General features: G+C 69.8%; 16 protein-coding genes and 1 tRNA gene. 7 read left to right on the top strand and 10 right to left on the bottom strand.

Annotated features, from left to right (window positions below; translation table 11 throughout):
• Positions 1-34: 34 nt before the first annotated feature.
• The 6 genes from DDF62_RS07275 (at position 35) to DDF62_RS07245 (ending at position 6,597) form a co-directional block, all read left to right on the top strand.
• Positions 35-985, top strand: a complete 951-nt coding sequence (locus tag DDF62_RS07275; RefSeq protein WP_116488517.1) for a COG4223 family protein — start codon at positions 35-37, stop codon at positions 983-985.
• On the top strand, positions 982-2,550 hold the full coding sequence (locus DDF62_RS07265; RefSeq protein ID WP_116488516.1) for a heme biosynthesis HemY N-terminal domain-containing protein: 1,569 nt from the start codon (positions 982-984) through the stop codon (positions 2,548-2,550). The genes DDF62_RS07275 and DDF62_RS07265 overlap by 4 nt, the downstream gene beginning before the upstream one ends.
• Before the next feature lie 40 nt (positions 2,551-2,590).
• Positions 2,591-2,666, top strand: a tRNA-Thr gene (locus tag DDF62_RS07260).
• Between the two features lie 365 nt (positions 2,667-3,031).
• Positions 3,032-3,577, top strand: coding sequence for a hypothetical protein (locus tag DDF62_RS07255; RefSeq protein ID WP_133244900.1), 546 nt, complete (start codon positions 3,032-3,034; stop codon positions 3,575-3,577).
• Between the two features lie 384 nt (positions 3,578-3,961).
• Complete coding sequence (locus DDF62_RS07250; RefSeq protein ID WP_165832193.1) at positions 3,962-5,884, top strand: acyltransferase family protein; 1,923 nt, start codon at positions 3,962-3,964, stop codon at positions 5,882-5,884.
• Between the two features lie 65 nt (positions 5,885-5,949).
• Entirely contained in the window at positions 5,950-6,597 is a 648-nt protein-coding gene (locus DDF62_RS07245) for a glutathione S-transferase family protein (protein ID WP_116488513.1), read from the top strand.
• Between the two features lie 21 nt (positions 6,598-6,618).
• On the opposite strand, the gene DDF62_RS07240 is transcribed toward DDF62_RS07245, so the two are convergent.
• The 7 genes from DDF62_RS07240 to sdhC all read right to left on the bottom strand — a co-directional run bounded on the left by DDF62_RS07240 (position 6,619) and on the right by sdhC (position 12,218).
• The gene (locus DDF62_RS07240; protein ID WP_116488512.1) at positions 6,619-6,939 is read right to left on the bottom strand and encodes a 2Fe-2S iron-sulfur cluster-binding protein; all 321 of its coding nucleotides are present in this window, start codon (positions 6,937-6,939) and stop codon (positions 6,619-6,621) included.
• A gap of 29 nt (positions 6,940-6,968) precedes the next feature.
• Positions 6,969-8,198, bottom strand: coding sequence for an NAD(P)/FAD-dependent oxidoreductase (locus tag DDF62_RS07235; RefSeq protein ID WP_116488511.1), 1,230 nt, complete (start codon positions 8,196-8,198; stop codon positions 6,969-6,971).
• A 74-nt stretch (positions 8,199-8,272) separates the two neighbouring features.
• Positions 8,273-8,710: a hypothetical protein gene (locus tag DDF62_RS07230; RefSeq protein ID WP_116488510.1), complete on the bottom strand. Its 438-nt coding sequence runs from the start codon at positions 8,708-8,710 to the stop codon at positions 8,273-8,275.
• 116 nt (positions 8,711-8,826) lie between these two features.
• Positions 8,827-9,609 (bottom strand): succinate dehydrogenase iron-sulfur subunit, encoded by a 783-nt coding sequence (locus tag DDF62_RS07225; RefSeq protein ID WP_101718637.1) that lies wholly within the window; start codon positions 9,607-9,609, stop codon positions 8,827-8,829.
• 10 nt (positions 9,610-9,619) lie between these two features.
• Entirely contained in the window at positions 9,620-11,407 is a 1,788-nt protein-coding gene (gene sdhA, locus DDF62_RS07220) for a succinate dehydrogenase flavoprotein subunit (protein WP_116488509.1), read from the bottom strand.
• Positions 11,407-11,808, bottom strand: a complete 402-nt coding sequence (gene sdhD / locus DDF62_RS07215; protein WP_116488508.1) for a succinate dehydrogenase, hydrophobic membrane anchor protein — start codon at positions 11,806-11,808, stop codon at positions 11,407-11,409. The genes sdhA and sdhD overlap by 1 nt, the downstream gene beginning before the upstream one ends.
• A 2-nt stretch (positions 11,809-11,810) precedes the next feature.
• Positions 11,811-12,218: a succinate dehydrogenase, cytochrome b556 subunit gene (sdhC, locus tag DDF62_RS07210; protein ID WP_116488507.1), complete on the bottom strand. Its 408-nt coding sequence runs from the start codon at positions 12,216-12,218 to the stop codon at positions 11,811-11,813.
• 181 nt (positions 12,219-12,399) lie between these two features.
• Between sdhC and DDF62_RS07205 the strand changes: the two genes are divergently transcribed.
• Complete coding sequence (locus DDF62_RS07205; RefSeq protein WP_116488506.1) at positions 12,400-13,833, top strand: sensor histidine kinase; 1,434 nt, start codon at positions 12,400-12,402, stop codon at positions 13,831-13,833.
• A 174-nt stretch (positions 13,834-14,007) separates the two neighbouring features.
• On the opposite strand, the gene zapE is transcribed toward DDF62_RS07205, so the two are convergent.
• From zapE to def, 3 genes are all read right to left on the bottom strand, one after another.
• Positions 14,008-15,126: a cell division protein ZapE gene (gene zapE / locus DDF62_RS07200; RefSeq protein WP_116488505.1), complete on the bottom strand. Its 1,119-nt coding sequence runs from the start codon at positions 15,124-15,126 to the stop codon at positions 14,008-14,010.
• A gap of 60 nt (positions 15,127-15,186) precedes the next feature.
• Positions 15,187-15,654 carry a hypothetical protein gene (locus DDF62_RS07195; RefSeq protein ID WP_133244899.1) on the bottom strand — a complete coding sequence of 156 codons (468 nt, stop codon included), beginning with the start codon at positions 15,652-15,654 and terminating at the stop codon, positions 15,187-15,189.
• Between the two features lie 214 nt (positions 15,655-15,868).
• A complete protein-coding gene (gene def / locus DDF62_RS07190) occupies positions 15,869-16,390 on the bottom strand; it encodes a peptide deformylase (RefSeq protein WP_116488503.1) in 522 nt (173 codons plus the stop codon).
• Positions 16,391-16,392: the final 2 nt, after the last annotated feature.

Raw genomic sequence — 16,392 nt, 5'->3', positions numbered from 1 at the left:
CACCCAAATCGCGCGTGGGGCACGAATGGGGATCATGAGCGCAGCCCCCGACCCCGCCGAAATCGCCGCCCCCAGCGACCCGGCCCTCTACGCCCGCCAGCCCCTGCTGGGCCCGATGTTCTGGGTGATGATCGTGCTGTGCATCGCCTGCGTCGGCGCGGGCGTCGCCATCGCCCGCTTCGGCCCGACCTGGTTCACCAGGAAGGACGCCGCGCCGCAAACCCCGCCGGCCGCCCAGCAGCCGGTCGCCGCCGGCTTCGCGGCGCCCGCCGCCGACGCCCCGGTGGTCGCCGCCCCGCCCGCTCCCTCCCCCTCGGCCGAGGTCGACCGGCTGGAGGCGCGCATCGCCCTGCTCGAATCGGGCCAGCAGCGCACGCTGGACTCGGCCGGCGCGGCCCTGGCCGCCGCCAGCCTGGCGCAGGCCGCGCAGGGCGGAGAGCCCTTCGCCGACGCCGTCGCCGCCCTCGAACGCGTGCTGCCGCCGTCATCGGAGGTGCGCGCCCTCGAACGCCTGGCCCGCCAGGGCGCCCCGACGCTGGCGGGCCTGGCCGCCGGCTTCGACGACCTGGCCGGCCGCGCCTCGGTCGCCGCCCACGAGCCGGGTCCCGACGCCGGCGCCCTGGCCAAGCTGCAACACGCCCTGTCGCGCGTGGTCACCATCCGCCAGGTCGGCTCGACGGTCGGAAGCGGCCCCGACGCCGTGCTGGCCCGCGCCGAGGCCCGGCTCGACGCCGGCGACCTGACCGGCGCCCTGCGCGCCCTCGACGCCCTGCCGCCCAGCGCCCGCCCCGTGCTCGCCGCCTGGCGGGCCGAGGCCGAGCGCCGGGCCGAGATCGACCGCCTGGTCGCCGCCGTTCGTGACGAGGCCCTGGCCGGCCTGATGCAGGTCTCGCGCGCCCAGCAGAACGCCCGCCTGGCCGGGGCCGCGCCGGCGACCTCCCCCGAGACCTCCACCCCCGCGCCCCCCCCCGGGGCCTCCCGATGATCCGCGCCCTCCTCGCCCTGGTCCTGATCGCGGTCATCGCCGTGATCGTGGTCTCGCTGACCGGCGAGCCGGGCGCGGCCAGCCTGGAATGGCTGGGCTGGCGGGTCGAGATGACGGCCGCCGCCGCCGCCCTGCTGACCCTGCTGCTGGCCCTGGTCGCCGCCGCCCTGTGGCGCGGCCTGCTGTGGATTATCGAGGCCCCCCGCCGCGCCGCCCGCGCTCGCGCCGAGGCCCGCCGCAAGCAGGCGACCGAGGCCCTGTCGCGCGGCTTTCTCGCGGTGGCCGCCGGCGACGGCTCCGAAGCCCGGCGCCTGGCCCAGAAGGCCGCCGATCTCAACGACGACGCCCCCGCCCTCGTCCGCGTGCTGGCCGCCCAGGCCGCCGAGGCCGCCGGCGACACCGCCGCCGCCCGCCAGGCCTGGAACGCCATGCTGGGCTTTCCGGAAATGCGTCTCGCCGGCCTGCGCGGCCTGATGCAACTGGCCCTGGCCGAGGGCGACCGGGTCCTGGCCCTCAAGCACGCCGAGACCGCCTACGGCCTGGCCCGCTCGGCCCTGTGGGCCTGGCGCGCCCTGCTGGAGGCCCGGCTCGAGGCCGGCGACTGGGCCGCGGCCCTGCAACTGGTCCAGGGCGGCCAGGAGCGCAAGATCGTCTCGCCCGTGGTCGCCGAGCGCGCCCGCGCCGCCCTGCTGGCCGCCTCCGCGGCGAGCCTGGAGGAGAGCGACGATCCCAAGGCTGTCGACCAGGCCCTCGACTTCGCCCTGCAGTCGGTGAAGCTGAAGTCCGACTTCGCCCCCGGCGTGGTCATGGCCGCCCGCCTGCTGGCCGCCGACGGCAAGGCCGCCAAGGCTGGAACCCTGATCGAGACCGCCTGGAAGGGCTCGCCCCACCCGGCCCTGTGGCTGGCCTATCGCGACCTCAAGACCAGCGAGACGCCCAAGGCCCGCGCCGCCCGCCTCGCCGCCCTGGCCCAGCTCAAGCCCGAGGCCCGCGAGAGCCGCATCCTCAAGGTCGAGAGCGCCCTGATCGGCGGCGACCCGGTCGCCGCCCGCGCCGCCGCCCGCCTGCTGCCCGAGGAAGCCTCCCCCACCGCCCGCCTGGCCGGCCTGATGGCCCGCGTCGCCTTCGCCTGCGCCGAGCCCGACGAAGCCCGCGCCTGGGTCGCCCGGGGCGTGGCCGCCCCGCAGGAGCCCGACTGGAGCGATCTCGACCCCGAGGGCCAGGCCTTCGCCTACGGCCGCGAGGACTGGGCTCGCCTTGCCGCCAGCTACGCCGAGACCGGCGAGCTGATCCACCCGCGCTTCGAGCGCCGCGAGCGCACGATGAGCGACCTGCCGCAGCTCCCCTCGGCCTACGCCCAGTCGACCCTGGCCGAATCCACCGCCTTCGTGCACGCCGCCGAGACCGGCGGGGCCCTGATCCCGTTCCTCGACCACCCGGCCCTGGACGACCCCGGCGAACTCGACGACCCGCCCTCGCCCGACGCCCCCGGCCCCGCTCCGGCGCCCCGTCGCAACACAGGCGCACGACGACGCTTGGCAAGCGGCCCGCGCCCCGCTAAATAGGCCGCTCCTCGCGCCCGGCGATTCTGCCGACGCGCCGTGGGCCGCCTTAGCTCAGCCGGTAGAGCGGCGCATTCGTAATGCGTAGGTCAGGTGTTCGAGTCACCTAGGCGGCACCATTTTATGCTTAGCTGGGAATGCTCAGCAAAATCAGCAGGTCGCACAACCTCGCCACTTCCCCCTGCGTGAGCGAAACGGTGCATATGTGCCGCGGCACGAACAAAGAACGTCGCTTCAGCAAATCTCTTGCGCACGCTATACTCGAACAGATCGTTGCAATAGCGCGAGCAGTTGCCTGTGTTGCTGGGCGATCTGTCAACCGACCGCGTCGAGCGCGCCCTAACGCTGCAAGATTTACTGATCAGCAAGGCGACCAGCGAGCATGACGCCGCCTCTAGGACCCTTCGCCGGGTGCTCATCGAAGACACGACAACACGACGCTGAGCTAAACCAATGGTTAGGTGGGACCGTTCCGAGGTAAAGCATGACGATGATAGCCTTGTTGCTGGCCGCCGGCGCGATCGGAACTGCGGGTTCTGCTGCGGATCATGAGGCGCGGGTCCGCCAGTCGCGATGTGACGCGGCTGTGGCGGCCATCCCGGCCCCTCCCGCAGGTGATGTCTACTATAGCCCTGAGGCGACGCGCCCGTTCAGCATTGCGTTAAGGCCCGGGGTGCTGGGCATCGAGTGGCGGGGCGAGCGGCCACAAACCTCCACCCTCTCCACTTTCGAAGCATCGCGAGGTCAGTCAGCTCTCGTGTGCGAGAATGCTCGCCAAAAGGCGGCAGCGGGAGCGACCCTAATATCCGCTGCCCAGGCCCAGGACCTTCTCGCCACTGCTGGCTTTGAAGGTAAGCAGAAATTCGTTCAACGCATCTCCCTTCCCGCCTTGAATGCGACCGGCGACGAGGCGCTGGTCGAAATAGTTACCTCCACCAATCGGTTTGGCGGCGGCGCGTATCTGGTGCTTCTGCGGAAAATCGATGGAGAGTGGCAAGTCGTCGGGCGAAAGGCCCTCATCGCAAGCTAACTCCCTGGATATCATCGCAATCGCCGACCAAGCCGGGTGAGCGGTGCAGTCGTACGCATCTGTTTCGTAGCGGACAGGTCATGCGTTCGAGCCACCCAGGCGGCCGCCCGCCCTTCCCCTGAGACCGGCCCCGTCCTTCAGGCCGCGTTCGCGCGCCCGCCGGGCGGGAGGAGTGCGACCCTCGCCGCGCCTCGCGCGCAACCGTCAATGGTCAAGCTTTGGCTGCACAACCTTTCCACAGCTTCCCCGCCGGTCGAACAAGCAACGGTCACAAGCCGGCCCTATCCCCCTCGATCCAAGGTTGACGTTGACGCGCGGGGGCGGGACGCGCGCGATCGGCCCAAGACGCGATCGGCCCAGTATCGGCGCCACGGGGATAGACGGATGCAGTACCGCAAGGACATCGACGGCCTGCGCGCCGTGGCCGTGCTGCCGGTGGTCGCCTTCCACGCCGGCTTCAACCAGCTGCCCGGCGGCTTCGTCGGGGTGGACGTGTTCTTCGTCATCTCCGGCTACCTGATCACCGGCAACATCTTCGCCGAGCTCTCCCGGGGCGACTTCTCGCTGCTGCGGTTCTACGAGCGGCGGGTCCGGCGGATCGCCCCGGCCCTGCTGGCGGTGCTGGTCGCGGCCACGGCCCTGGCCTATTTCACCCTGCTGCCCGGCGAGATGCTGGAATACGCCCGCAGCCTGATCGCGGCGGTGTTCTCGGCCTCGAACGTCTTCTTCTGGACCCAGGCCGGCTATTTCGACTCCGACTCCTCGACCAAGCTTCTGCTGCACACCTGGTCGCTGTCGGTGGAAGAGCAGTTCTACATCGTCTTCCCGCTCTTGCTGTCGTTCCTGCTGCGGGTGTTCCCCACCCGGCTGAAGCCGATCATCTGGGGCCTGATGGCCGCCTCGTTCGCCAGCGCCGTGGCCAGCGTCGCCCTGGCGCCCAGCGCGGCCTTCTACCTGCCGCACAACCGCGCCTGGGAGCTGATGATCGGCTCGGTGCTGGCGCTGGGCATGGTTCCGAAGATCCGCGCCACCTGGCTGCGGGAAGCCGCCGCCCTCTCGGGCCTGGCCATGATCGGGGCTGCGGTGCTCTTCTACCGCGAGCAGATGCCGTTCCCCGGCGCGGCCGCCCTGCTGCCCTGCCTGGGCGCGGCGCTGGTCATCGCCGCCGGCGAGACGGGGCCGACGCTGATGGGCCGCCTGCTGTCGTGGCGGCCGGTGGTGTTCGTCGGCCTGATCTCCTACTCGCTGTACCTGTGGCACTGGCCGGTGATGGTCGGCGCCCAGATGAACAGCTTCCTGTTCGGCGGCGCTCCGGCCATGGCGATCAAGGTCGGCACGGTGCTGGTCTCGCTGGTGCTGGCGACGATCTCGTGGTGGCTGATCGAGCGGCCGTTCCGCGTCGGTCCGCTGAAGCTGCCCCGCAAGGCGCTGTTCCAGGCCGCCGGCGCGGCCGCGGCCGTGCTGGTCGCCGTGGGCGTGGCCGGCCAGGTCGACCATGGCCTCTCCTTCCGCTACTCGCCGCGCGTCCAGCAGATCGCCGACCTCTTGACCGACAAGAGCCACCGCCAGATGCGCGAGGGCACCTGCTTCCTGCCGTCGGGCTCGACCGTCGACGACTTCGACATGGCCTGCGTGAAGCAGGATCCCAGGCGCCGCGACTACCTGCTGATCGGCGACAGCCACGCCGCCCACCTGTGGTACGGCCTGGCCAAGGCCATGCCGGGCGTCAACGTGATGCAGGCCACCGCCTCGGGCTGCAAGCCGACCCTGACCCACCCCGGCTCGGCCGAGGAGCGCTGCGTGGCGCTGATGGACCGGATGTTCGACACCTACCTGCCGGCCCACAAGGTCGACACCGTGGTGCTGGCCGCCCGCTGGAAGCGCGAGGACCTGCCGCGGCTGGAGGCCACCCTGACCCGCCTGCGCGGCCAGGGCCTGGACGTCATCGTGTTCGGCCCGATCATCGAGTACCGCTCGCCCCTGCCCCGCCTGCTGGCCGTCTCCGACCGCCTGCACGATCCGGACTTCGTCGACGAGCAGCGCATCGACGTCAGCGGCGTCGACCGCGAGATCGGCAAGCTGGCCCGCACGAAGGGCGCCCGCTACGTGTCGCTGGCCTCGGCCATGTGCCCGGCCGGCCACTGCCTGGAGATCGACCCCAAGGGCTATCCGGTGCAGTTCGACTACGGCCACCTGACGGGCAGCGGCTCGGAGATCCTGGCCCGCCGGGTGATCGCCAGGGATCCGACCCTGAGCCAGGGCCCGATCGCCGCCGCGCCGACGACGGCGAGCGCCAAGGGGGTCTGATCCCTTCGGTTGCAAGCCGCGCCGGGCCGCGCGAAGGTCGCGCCCTCGCTTGAGAGGGGCCTTCCATGCAGTTGATCAGCCTTCCGGCCTCGCCCTTCGCGACCCGGGTCAGGATCGCGGTCCGGGCCAAGGGCCTGGACGTCGAGATCGTCCCGCCGCCGTCAGGCTGGCCGAACGATCGGCGGTTTCGCGACGTCAGCCCGACGGGCCGCGTGCCGGTGCTGATCCTCGACGACGGCGAGGCGGTGTGGGAGTCGGCCGTCATCCTGGAGCTGCTGGAGGAGCTCTTTCCCCAGGCGCGCCCGCTGCTGCCCGCCGACGTCCTGGAGCGCGCGCGGGCGCGGCAGCTGGTGCGGGTGGCCGATCTCTACCTGATGCCGCCGATGGTCGCCCTGGCTGCGCCCCAAAGCCCTTCCCAGAGCCCGACGGAGAACCGCCGGCTGCTTGAGCAGCTGACCGACGCCCTGTCCATGCTCGACGACCTGCTGGAAGACGGCCCCTACGCCGTCGGCGGATCACTGTCTCACGCCGACTGCGCGATCGCGCCAGCGCTGCTGGCCGCCCGGATCACGGGCAGCCGTCTCGGGATCGATCCGATCGAGGCGCTGCCGCGCGTGGAGGCCTATGCGCGCGCGATGATCCGCGACCAGCACGTCGTCGAGGCGCTCCTAGAAATGCAAGAGGGGATCCGGCGGCTCGTCCCGAGCCGCTGAAGATCCCCTCGCACAGGCAGCTTAGTGCTGGCTTTCCGGCAGGCGCACGACCAGGCCGTCCAGCGCGTCGCTGACCTTGATCTGGCAGGACAGCCGGCTGTTGGGCTCGACGTTCTCGGCGAAGTCGAGCATCGACTCCTCCATGGCCGACTTGTCGCCGGTCTTGTCGGTCCAGGCGTCGTCCACATAGACGTGGCAGGTCGCGCAGGCGCAGGCGCCGCCGCAGTCGGCGTCGATGCCCGGGACGTTGTTCTTCACGGCGCCTTCCATGACCGTCAGGCCCGGCTTGACCTCGAGGACGTGCTCGGTCCCGTCGAATTCGATGTAGGTGATCTTGGCCATGGTTCCCCTGCGTAGCTAGCGGGCGGCTTTCAGGCCGCCACTTCCTTCATGGATATCGCCGGATCGGACAGCTTTGTCTTAGACACGGGCGTCCGCTTGGCGATCAATTGTTTGCCGGCCATGAACTCGGGCGGCGCGTTGACGGCTTCCACGGCCTGGACGAGGTCGCCCTTGAGGTGGAAGACGGCGAACCTGGCGGCGGCCACGTCGCCGCGGACGATGGTGCTGTCGGCGTCGAACGGCAGGCCGGCGATCTGGAGCTTCAGGTCGTACTGGTCGGACCAGAACCACGGCACCTCCGGCGCGGGGCCCGCGCGGCCGACGATGGCGGCGGCCGCCTGCTTGGCCTGTTCCAGGGCGTTGGGCACGCTTTCGAGACGGAACTGGCGCTCGTACAGCGGCAGCGGCCGGTGGGCGACGTCGCCGATGGCGAAGACGCGCGGGTCGCTGGTGCGGGCCTCCAGATCGACGACGATGCCGCCCGTGCACTCCAGGCCCGCGTCCTGGGCCAGCTCGACATTGGGATGGGCGCCGACGCCGACCAGGGCCGCATCGCAGGCCACGACCTCGCCGCCCTTCAGGCGCACGCCGGTCACATGGCCGTTCTCGCCTTCAAACGCCTCGACATTGGCGTTCAGCTCGAACTTCACGCCGCGCGCGCCGTGATAGTCCTGGAAGAAGGTCGACAGCGTGTCGCAGGCGACGCGGGCCAGCACGCGGCTCTCGCGCTCGATGATCGTGGCCTCCGCGCCCAGGGCGCGGGCCGAGGCGGCCGCTTCAAGGCCCACATAGCCGCCGCCGACCACGGCCAGGCGCTTGCCCTCGCCCAGGGCGGCCTTCAGGCTTTCCGCGTCGGCCGCCGTGCGCAGGGCCAGCACGCCGGCCAGATCCGCGCCGGGGATCGGCAGTTCGCGGGCCCGGGCGCCGGTGGCGAGGATGAGGAAGTCGTAGGTGATGACCTCGCCCGAGGCGAGGCTCACGGTGCGGTCGCCGCGGTTGAGACTGGTCGCCACGCCTTGCAGGCGCAGGGCGACATTGGCCTCGGCGTACCATTCCTGGGGTTTCAGGGCCAAGCTGTCGGCGTCGGCCTCGCCCTTCAGCCAGGCCTTCGAAAGCGGCGGGCGCTGGTAGGGCAGCAGCGGCTCTTCGCCGATCAGCACGATCGGGCCCTCGTGGCCGTACTGGCGCAGGAAGGCGGCGGCCGAGCCGCCGGCATGGCCGGCGCCGACGATCACCACCTTGGCCTTCGGATCGCTCACGACCGCTTCACTCAACGCGTTTGTCTCCCGCACGGAACAAAATTGACGACCCCGTCATCTTTTGCAAGCCGGCGCTAGCCGGGACGGGTCATCCAGAACCAGCCATAGAACAGCACCCAGCCCGTCGTGAAGACGGCCAGCGCAGTCTTCGGACCGACCCGGCCCCGCATCATGGCGCCGATCAGCGAAAACGCCGCCGCCACGAGCAGAAAGCGCGGCAGGCGAACAGGCAGGGCCGCGGCGGCGAAGGCCGGCAGGCTCGCGCCCGCCTGCGGGGCCAAGGCCGCATAGACCTTGTAGGGCGTCGAGGTCAGCGGCCCCTTCAGGCTGGCCAGGACCCAGCCCTCGCGGGCCATGTCGCCCCTAGCCTTGTCGATCATGGCGTCGGAGACCGACGGCACGGCGGCCACCGCCTTCAGCGCCGGGCCGGGCGCGCTAGCGCTCCACAGCCACATGGCCGCCCCGCCGACCATCGCCCCCAGGGCCGTGGCCAGGCTGGCCATGGCCCCCATGCGAAAGCCTCGCCGCAGAGCGACGAGGCTTATGAGCACGTCCGGAACGACGAAGAACAGGAAGCCCTCGGCCGCGCCCCACAGGAATGCGGCGAGACCGAAGGCCCGGGCAGTCCTCAGACCACCCGCTCCACCAGCATCTTCTTGATCGAGGCGATGGCCTTGGCCGGGTTCAGCCCCTTCGGGCAGACCTGGGCGCAGTTCATGATCGTGTGGCAGCGATAGAGCTTGAACGGGTCCTCGAGGTCGTCGAGGCGCTCGCCGGTGGCTTCATCGCGGCTGTCGATCAGCCAGCGGTAGGCGTGCAGCAGGGCCGCCGGGCCCAGGTACTTCTCGCCGTTCCACCAGTAGCTCGGGCACGAGGTCGAGCAGCAGGCGCACAGGATGCACTCGTACAGGCCGTCGAGCTTCTCTCGGTCTTCCGGGGCCTGGCGCCATTCCTTCTGCGGCTCGGGGGTCGTGGTGTGCAGCCACGGCTCGATCGAGGCGTACTGGGCGTAGAACAGCGTCAGGTCCGGGATCAGGTCCTTGACCACCGGCACGTGCGGCAGCGGGCTGATCTGCACGGCCTTGCCCGGGGTCTCCGAGTGGCCGTGCGTGCAGGCCAGGGTGTTGCGGCCGCCGATGTTCATCGCGCACGAACCGCAGACACCCTCGCGGCACGACCGGCGGAAGGCCAAGGTCGGGTCGATGGTGTTCTTGATGTAGAGCAGCGCGTCCAGGACCATGGGACCGCAGGCGTCGACGTCGACGTCATAGGTGTCCCACCGCGGGTTCATCCCGGTTTCGGGATCGTAGCGGTAGATCTTGAACGAGCGCACGTTCTTGGCGCCGGCCGGAGCGGGCCAGTGCTTGCCGCTCTGAACGCGGGAGTTCTTGGGAAGAGAGAGCTGGACCATCTGCGTTCCCCTAGTAGACCCGTTGCTTCGGCGGGATGTAGTCGATGTCCTGCGACATCGTGTAGTTGTGCACCGGACGGAAATCGATGCTGACCTTGCCGGTCTCGTTGTCGAGCCAGGCCAGGGTGTGCTTCATCCACTCGGTGTCGTTGCGCTCGGAGAAGTCCTCGCGGGCGTGGGCGCCGCGGCTCTCGGTGCGGTTGGCCGCGCCGTTCACCGTCACGACCGCCTGGCCGATGAGGTTGTCGAACTCCAGGGTCTCCATCAGGTCGGTGTTCCACACCAGACCGCGGTCGGAAACCTTGACGTCGCCCTTCTTGTCCCAGACGGCCTGCAGGCGGGCCACGCCGCTGTCCAGGCTCTCGCCGGTGCGGAACACGGCGGCGTCTTCCTGCATCGCCTTCTGCATTTCGAGGCGCAGCTCGGCGGTCGGGGTCGAGCCGTTGGCGTTGCGCATGCGGTCGAAGCGCGCGATGTGCGCTTCGGTCTGCGAGGCCTTCAGTTCCGGCTGCTTGGCGCCCGGGACCAGGGTCTCGGCGCAGCGCAGGCCGGCCGCGCGGCCGAACACCACGAGGTCGATCAGCGAGTTCGAGCCCAGGCGGTTGGCGCCGTGCACCGACACGCAGGCGGCTTCGCCCACGGCCATCAGGCCCGGGATCACCTGGTCGGGGTTGTCGCCGGCCTTGGTCACCACTTCGCCGTGGTAGTTCGTCGGGATGCCGCCCATGTTGTAGTGAACGGTCGGCAGCACAGGGATCGGAGCCTTGGTCACGTCGACGCCGGCGAACACCTTCGCCGTCTCCGAGATGCCCGGCAGGCGCTCGGCCAGGATCTTCGGATCCAGGTGGTCGAGGTGCAGGAAGATGTGGTCCTTGTTGGGACCAACGCCGCGGCCTTCGCGGATTTCGATGGTCATCGCGCGGCTGACCATGTCGCGGGGCGCCAGGTCCTTAACCGACGGGGCGTAGCGCTCCATGAAGCGCTCGCCTTCCGAGTTGGTCAGGTAGCCGCCTTCGCCGCGGGCGCCTTCGGTGATCAGGCAGCCGGCGCCGTAGATGCCGGTGGGGTGGAACTGCACGAATTCCATGTCCTGCAGCGGCAGGCCGGCGCGCAGCGCCATGGCGTTGCCGTCGCCCGTGCAGGTGTGGGCCGAGGTGGCCGAGAAGTAGGCCCGGCCGTAGCCGCCGGTGGCCAGGATCACGGTCTGGGCCTGGAAGCGGTGCAGGGTGCCGTCGTCGAGCTTCCACGCGGTCACGCCGCGGCAGGCGCCGTCTTCCATGATCAGGTCGAGGGCGAAGTACTCGATGAAGAACTCGGTGTCGTGGGCCAGCGACTGGCCGTACATCGTGTGCAGCATGGCGTGACCGGTGCGGTCGGCCGCCGCGCAGGTGCGCTGGATCGGGCCTTCGCCGAAGTTCTTGGTCATGCCGCCGAAGGCGCGCTGGTAGATCTTGCCCTCGGCCGTGCGCGAGAACGGCACGCCCCAGTGCTCGAGCTCATAGACCGCCGCCGGAGCGTTGCGGGTCAGGTACTCGATGGCGTCCTGGTCGCCCAGCCAGTCCGAACCCTTGACGGTGTCGAACATGTGCCAGCGCCAGTCGTCCTGGCCCATGTTGCCGAGCGAGGCCGAGATGCCGCCCTGGGCCGCCACGGTGTGGCTGCGGGTCGGGAACACCTTGGTGATGCAGGCGGTCTTGAGGCCCGCTTGCGCGGCGCCGAGCGCGGCGCGGAGGCCAGAGCCGCCGGCGCCCACGACGACGACGTCGAACTTGTGGTCGATGAACGTGTAGGCCGACATCAAAGGGCTCCGGTGAAGGCGATCTTCAGGATCGAGACGATCCCGGCGGCGCCCGCGAGCATGCAGACGAAGAGGTTGCCGATGACGAGGGCGGCCTTCGGCGCGAACGCCTCGACATAGTCCTCGATGACCACCTGGATGGCGTTCTTCAGGTGAACCAGCAGCGCGATGAACAGCAGCGACAGCAGGACGGCGTTGATCGGGATCGCCACCCAGGCGGCGACCGTGTCGAAGTCGGCGCCGGCCAGGCGGATGCCGGCGAAGGCGCCCCAGATGAACAGCGGCACGAGGGCGAGGCCCGAGACGCGCTCGGAGATGAAGTGACCCACGCCGTGGTGCGAGGCGCCCAGGCCGCGCGCGCGCGACAGCGGGGTGCGGAATTGGCTCTTGGAGGTGCTCATGGTCAGATCGCTCCGGTCGCGAAGGCGATGATCCAGGTGACGACGGCGGCGACGATCGCGAAGGCGATGACCACCACGCCGGTCAGGTTGGCCGTCTTCGGATCGAAGCCCTTGCCCAGGTCCCAGAAGCTCTGACGGACGATGTAGGCGACGTTGTAGAAGACCGCGACCGTGATGCCGAACAGCACCAGCTTGCCCAGCACCGAACCCAGCACGTCGGTATAGCAGGCGTAGTGCTCGGGGCCCGAAGCCAGGGCCAGGGCCCAGCCGGCCAGCAGCAGGACGCCGACATAGAGGGCGAACAGGCTGGCGCGGTGCAGGATCGAGCACGCCATGGTGATGTGCCAGCGCCAGACCTGGAGGTGCGGCGACAGCGGACGCTCAGGGAGCCCCCGGCTCGTCTCGGTCATTTTTACGTCCAACCTGTGGATTTGTGCGTTGCGGGACGCTTTTAAGCGCGAGCGCCGGGGTGTCAACGAAACGGCCGTTACTTGAGATACGTTCGCATTTCACCCGACGGGAGAATGAAGGAACCTCTCTAGCAAAGCTTGCGTTATCGCTGGCTGTTCAACGGGAGATGACCTTCAGGCGATGACCGGGCCGATCGATTTCGCGGCGGTGTTCGATCGTCTGCCGACCCCGTACATGATGCTGGACCGCCAGCTGCGCTACGTGGCCGCCAACCAGGCCTATCTGGACGCCGTGGCCCGCGCCTGGGGCGAGCTCGACGGCGCCTTCCTGTTCGACGCCTTCCCCGGCCAGGGCGAGTCGCGCGAGCGGCTGGAAAGCTCGCTGCTGCGCGCCCGCGACCTGGGCAAGGTCGACCACCTGCCGCTGATCCCCTACGCCATCGAACGCCCCGACCATCTGGGCGGCGGCTTCGAGGACCGGATCTGGAGCGCCACCCACACCCCGATTCCCGGTCCCGACGGCAAGACCGCCTACATCGTCCAGCACACCCAGGACGTCACCGCCATCCAGCGCCTGAAGGAAGTCGCCTTCGGCCGGGGCGAGATGGCCATGCTGCAGGACGACGTGCTGCTGCGGGCCGGGGCGGCCGGCGCCCAGAACGACGACCTGCGGCGCCTGTTCATGCAGGCCCCCAGCTTCATGGCCGTGCTGCGTGGTCCCGAGCACCGCTTCGACCTGGTCAACAACGCCTACGGCCAGCTGATCGGCTGGCGCGACGTCGTCGGCCTGCCGCTGCGCGAGGCCCTGCCCGAGGTGGTGGAGCAAGGCTTCGTGGCGCTGCTCGACCGGGTGACCGCCACCGCCGAGGCCTTCGTCGGCCGCGAGATCAAGGTCGCCCTGCAGCGCACGCCGGACGGGCCGCTGGAGGATCGCTTCCTCGACTTCATCTACCAGCCGATCGTCGAGCCGGACGGCGCGGTCTCCGGCGTGCTGGTCGAGGGCTCGGACGTCACGGACAAGGTGCTGGCCGGCGAGCAGCAGCGGCTGCTGCTCGACGAGCTGAACCACCGCGTCAAGAACACCCTGGCCACGGTGCAGGCCATCGCCCGCCAGACCCTGCGCGGCGTGGAGAAACCCGAAGCCTTCGTACGGGCCTTCGAGGCGCGGCTGCTGGCCTTGTCACAGACCCACAACGCCCTGACCGACAGCCAGTGGGCCGGCGCGGGCCTGCGCCAGATCCTCGGCAAGGAACTGGCGCCCTACGATCCGGCGCGCATCGTCATGGACGGCCCAGACCTCAACCTGCCCGCCCGCGTGGCCCTGTCGCTGGGCATGGTGTTCCACGAACTGGCCACCAACGCCGCCAAGTACGGCGCGCTGAGCATCGAGACCGGCCGCTTGCTGCTGACCTGGCGCGAGGAGCCGCCGGGCATGCTGTCCTTCGAATGGCGCGAGGCCGGCGGCCCCAGCGTGATCGCCCCCGCCCGCCGCGGCTTCGGCTCGCGCCTGATCGAACGCAGCATCGGCGCCGAACTGCGCGGACAGGTGGCGATCGACTATGCGCAGGCCGGGCTGGCCTGCCGGTTCACGGTGTCGCTGGATAGGGTGTTCTAGAGGGCCCCTCTCCCACCCTGATCTCCCGTCATTCCCGCCCTTGTGGCGGGAACCTCTGGTTCCGCTCGCAAATGAAGCGCAAGCGGACTGCCCCGCAGTCCGCCCCTACCGTCCCAACGGCTGACAGAGGGGTTCCCGCCACAAGGGCGGGAATGACGGGAGTTTAGTGGGTCTTCAGTCCCGCACCCGCCCCACATAGTCCGCCGAGCGCATCTCCTGCAGGCGCGACACGGTCCGCTCGAACTCGAACGAGCCGTCGCCGGCCGGATACAGCGCCTCGGGCTCGCCGGCGGCCAGGGCCACCAGCTTGGCGTCGGCCTCGTAGAGGGCGTCGATCAGGGTGTTGAAGCGCTTGGCCGCGTCGCGCTTCTCGGGGACCAGCAGCGGGATGTCTTCCAGGAAGATGGTGTGGAAACGCTCGGCCAGGGCCAGGTAGTCCTGCGGCCCCAGCGCCTGCTGGCACAGGCTGGCGAACGAGCTGCGCACCAGGCCGCCGGCGGCGCGCGGCAGGCGCAGCTTGCGGCCCATGACCTCCAGCGTGGAGCCGGTCTCCTCGGCGCCGTCCAGCATGTCGGCCCACAGCGTGTCGAACTCGGCCTCGGTGGCCTTGTCGACCGGCGACAGCCACGTGCGGCCGGCCCGCAGGCGGTCCAGGCGGAAGTCGACCGGCCCACGCACGGCCACCACCTCCATCTTCTCCTTCAGCATGGCGATGAAGGGCGTGAAGAGCTGGCGGTTGAGGCCGTCCTTGTAGAGGTCGTCGGGCGGACGGTTGGAGGTGGCCACCAGCGTGACCCCCTCGGCGAACAGCGCCTCGAACAGCCGGCCCAGGATCATGGCGTCGGCGATGTCGGTGACCTGCAATTCGTCGAAGCACAGAAGCCTCGCCTCGCCGGCGATCAGCTCGGCCGTCGGCGCGATCGGGTCGTCGCCCTTGTGGCGGCCGAAGCGCGCTTTCCGCTCGGCCGCGTCGCCCTTGCGCCAGGCGTCGATGTGGGCGTGAACCTCGGCCATGAAGACGTGGAAGTGGACGCGGCGCTTGCGGTGCACCGGGGCGCTGTCGAAGAACAGGTCCATGACCATCGACTTGCCGCGCCCGACCGGACCCCAGATGTAGAGCCCGCGCTGGCTCTTGGGCTTGCGGCCGAAGAACGAGAAGCTGGGCTCGCCGGCGTTGTCGAGGTCGGACTCCAGGCGGGCCAGAGCGTCGATGGCGGCGGCCTGGGCGACGTCGGGGCGGATCTCGCCGGCGGCGAGGCGCTCACGATAGGCGGTGCGTACGGACTGGGGCATCGGGGATGCGGGTTAGCGCGGGAAGCCGCGCGGGGAAAGCGTTAGCTGCACGGCTCGGGGCTACCGGCCTCGGTCGTCGGCTCGCTCTATCCAGTGGCGGGCGCCATCCTTGACGAGGCTGAAGTCGGATCGCCGACCGCATCCCTGGTTGCTGACGTCGACCCCGCCATCGTTGGCCGTGACCAGCTTGTAGGATCGCGCGACCCGGCAACCGTCCATCACGAAGGTGATGTTGGTGTCGCCGCTCACGTAATAGAGCGGCACGCTGCGCAGCCAGACATTGCACCGGGACAGGCTCCCGACCTTGGCCTCCGACACGACCATCCGGAACTGGTCGGCGGCGGTCGAAAGCCACTGCTCCCCCGCGTCGTCCGGGTTCACCGTGCAGATGATCTGGTCGGCCGGCGTGGCGCCGAGGAACTCGTGGGCGTCGCGCTTCGGCTCCTCGACGAACGTGCAGCCCGACAGCACGACCGCGCCGCCGAGCAGCGCCACGGCGTTGGCCGCCCACCGCAATTTCCTGATCATCGCACGCCCCCATGCCCTCCCGGACCATAGGCGCTGGATCCGTTGGTGCAATCGCGGAGAGGCGGGTAAGGGCGTTTCGAAGATTTGCTGTTTCAGCGGAAGCTGAGAACGCCCCCCTCCGGCCCTTCGGGCCACCTCCCCCAGAGGGGGAGGATCAAGGAAAAAGCCCCGGCCTTTGGGGCCGGGGCTCTTCTGAAATTCGATGCGGCGGCGATCACGCCACCCGGGCGACCTTCTTGGCCTTGGCCATCGCCCGGTCGCGGCGCAGGCGCGACAGGTGGTCGATGAACAGCACGCCTTCGAGGTGATCCATCTCGTGCTGGATGCAGACGGCGAACAGGCCCTCGGCCTCTTCTTCCACCTTCTCGCCCTGGTAGTTCAGGTAGCGCACCTTGATGCGGGCCGGGCGTTCGACGGCGTCGAAATATTCCGGCACCGACAGGCAGCCTTCCTCGTAGACGAACAGCTCTTCGGACGGGTCGAACAGCTCGGGATTGATGAAATAGCGCGGGGCCGGCTCTTCTTCCTCACGGGCCAGGTCCATGACGATGATGCGCACGGGCTCGCCGATCTGGACGGCGGCCAGGCCAATGCCGGGCGCGTCGTACATGGTCTCCAGCATGTCATCCATCAGGGCGCGCACCTCGTCGGTGACGGCCTCGACGGGCGTGGAGATCTTCTTCAGCGTCGCCAGGTCGGCGGCATTATCGATGGTGAGGATGCGACGGATAGCCATAA

The sequence above is a fragment of the Caulobacter radicis genome (assembly GCF_003094615.1).
Classification (GTDB): Bacteria; Pseudomonadota; Alphaproteobacteria; order Caulobacterales; family Caulobacteraceae; genus Caulobacter; species Caulobacter radicis.
Note: the sequence above shows the minus strand (reverse complement) of the source record. Positions and strands in the feature narration are given on the sequence as shown.

Excerpts from the sequence above, each read along its gene's own strand:
- DDF62_RS07265 (WP_116488516.1), top strand. The coding sequence starts at position 982 with ATGATCCGCGCCCTCCTCGCCCTGGTCCTGATCGCGGTCATCGCCGTG.
- DDF62_RS07255 (WP_133244900.1), top strand. The coding sequence starts at position 3,032 with ATGACGATGATAGCCTTGTTGCTGGCCGCCGGCGCGATCGGAACTGCG.
- sdhC (WP_116488507.1), bottom strand. The coding sequence starts at position 12,218 with ATGACCGAGACGAGCCGGGGGCTCCCTGAGCGTCCGCTGTCGCCGCAC.
- DDF62_RS07230 (WP_116488510.1), bottom strand. The coding sequence starts at position 8,710 with ATGGGGGCCATGGCCAGCCTGGCCACGGCCCTGGGGGCGATGGTCGGC.
- DDF62_RS07205 (WP_116488506.1), top strand. The coding sequence starts at position 12,400 with ATGACCGGGCCGATCGATTTCGCGGCGGTGTTCGATCGTCTGCCGACC.
- sdhA (WP_116488509.1), bottom strand. The coding sequence starts at position 11,407 with ATGTCGGCCTACACGTTCATCGACCACAAGTTCGACGTCGTCGTCGTG.
- DDF62_RS07195 (WP_133244899.1), bottom strand. The coding sequence starts at position 15,654 with ATGATCAGGAAATTGCGGTGGGCGGCCAACGCCGTGGCGCTGCTCGGC.
- DDF62_RS07250 (WP_165832193.1), top strand. The coding sequence starts at position 3,962 with ATGCAGTACCGCAAGGACATCGACGGCCTGCGCGCCGTGGCCGTGCTG.
- DDF62_RS07240 (WP_116488512.1), bottom strand. The coding sequence starts at position 6,939 with ATGGCCAAGATCACCTACATCGAATTCGACGGGACCGAGCACGTCCTC.
- DDF62_RS07275 (WP_116488517.1), top strand. The coding sequence starts at position 35 with ATGAGCGCAGCCCCCGACCCCGCCGAAATCGCCGCCCCCAGCGACCCG.
- sdhD (WP_116488508.1), bottom strand. The coding sequence starts at position 11,808 with ATGAGCACCTCCAAGAGCCAATTCCGCACCCCGCTGTCGCGCGCGCGC.
- DDF62_RS07225 (WP_101718637.1), bottom strand. The coding sequence starts at position 9,609 with ATGGTCCAGCTCTCTCTTCCCAAGAACTCCCGCGTTCAGAGCGGCAAG.
- zapE (WP_116488505.1), bottom strand. The coding sequence starts at position 15,126 with ATGCCCCAGTCCGTACGCACCGCCTATCGTGAGCGCCTCGCCGCCGGC.
- def (WP_116488503.1), bottom strand. The coding sequence starts at position 16,390 with ATGGCTATCCGTCGCATCCTCACCATCGATAATGCCGCCGACCTGGCG.
- DDF62_RS07245 (WP_116488513.1), top strand. The coding sequence starts at position 5,950 with ATGCAGTTGATCAGCCTTCCGGCCTCGCCCTTCGCGACCCGGGTCAGG.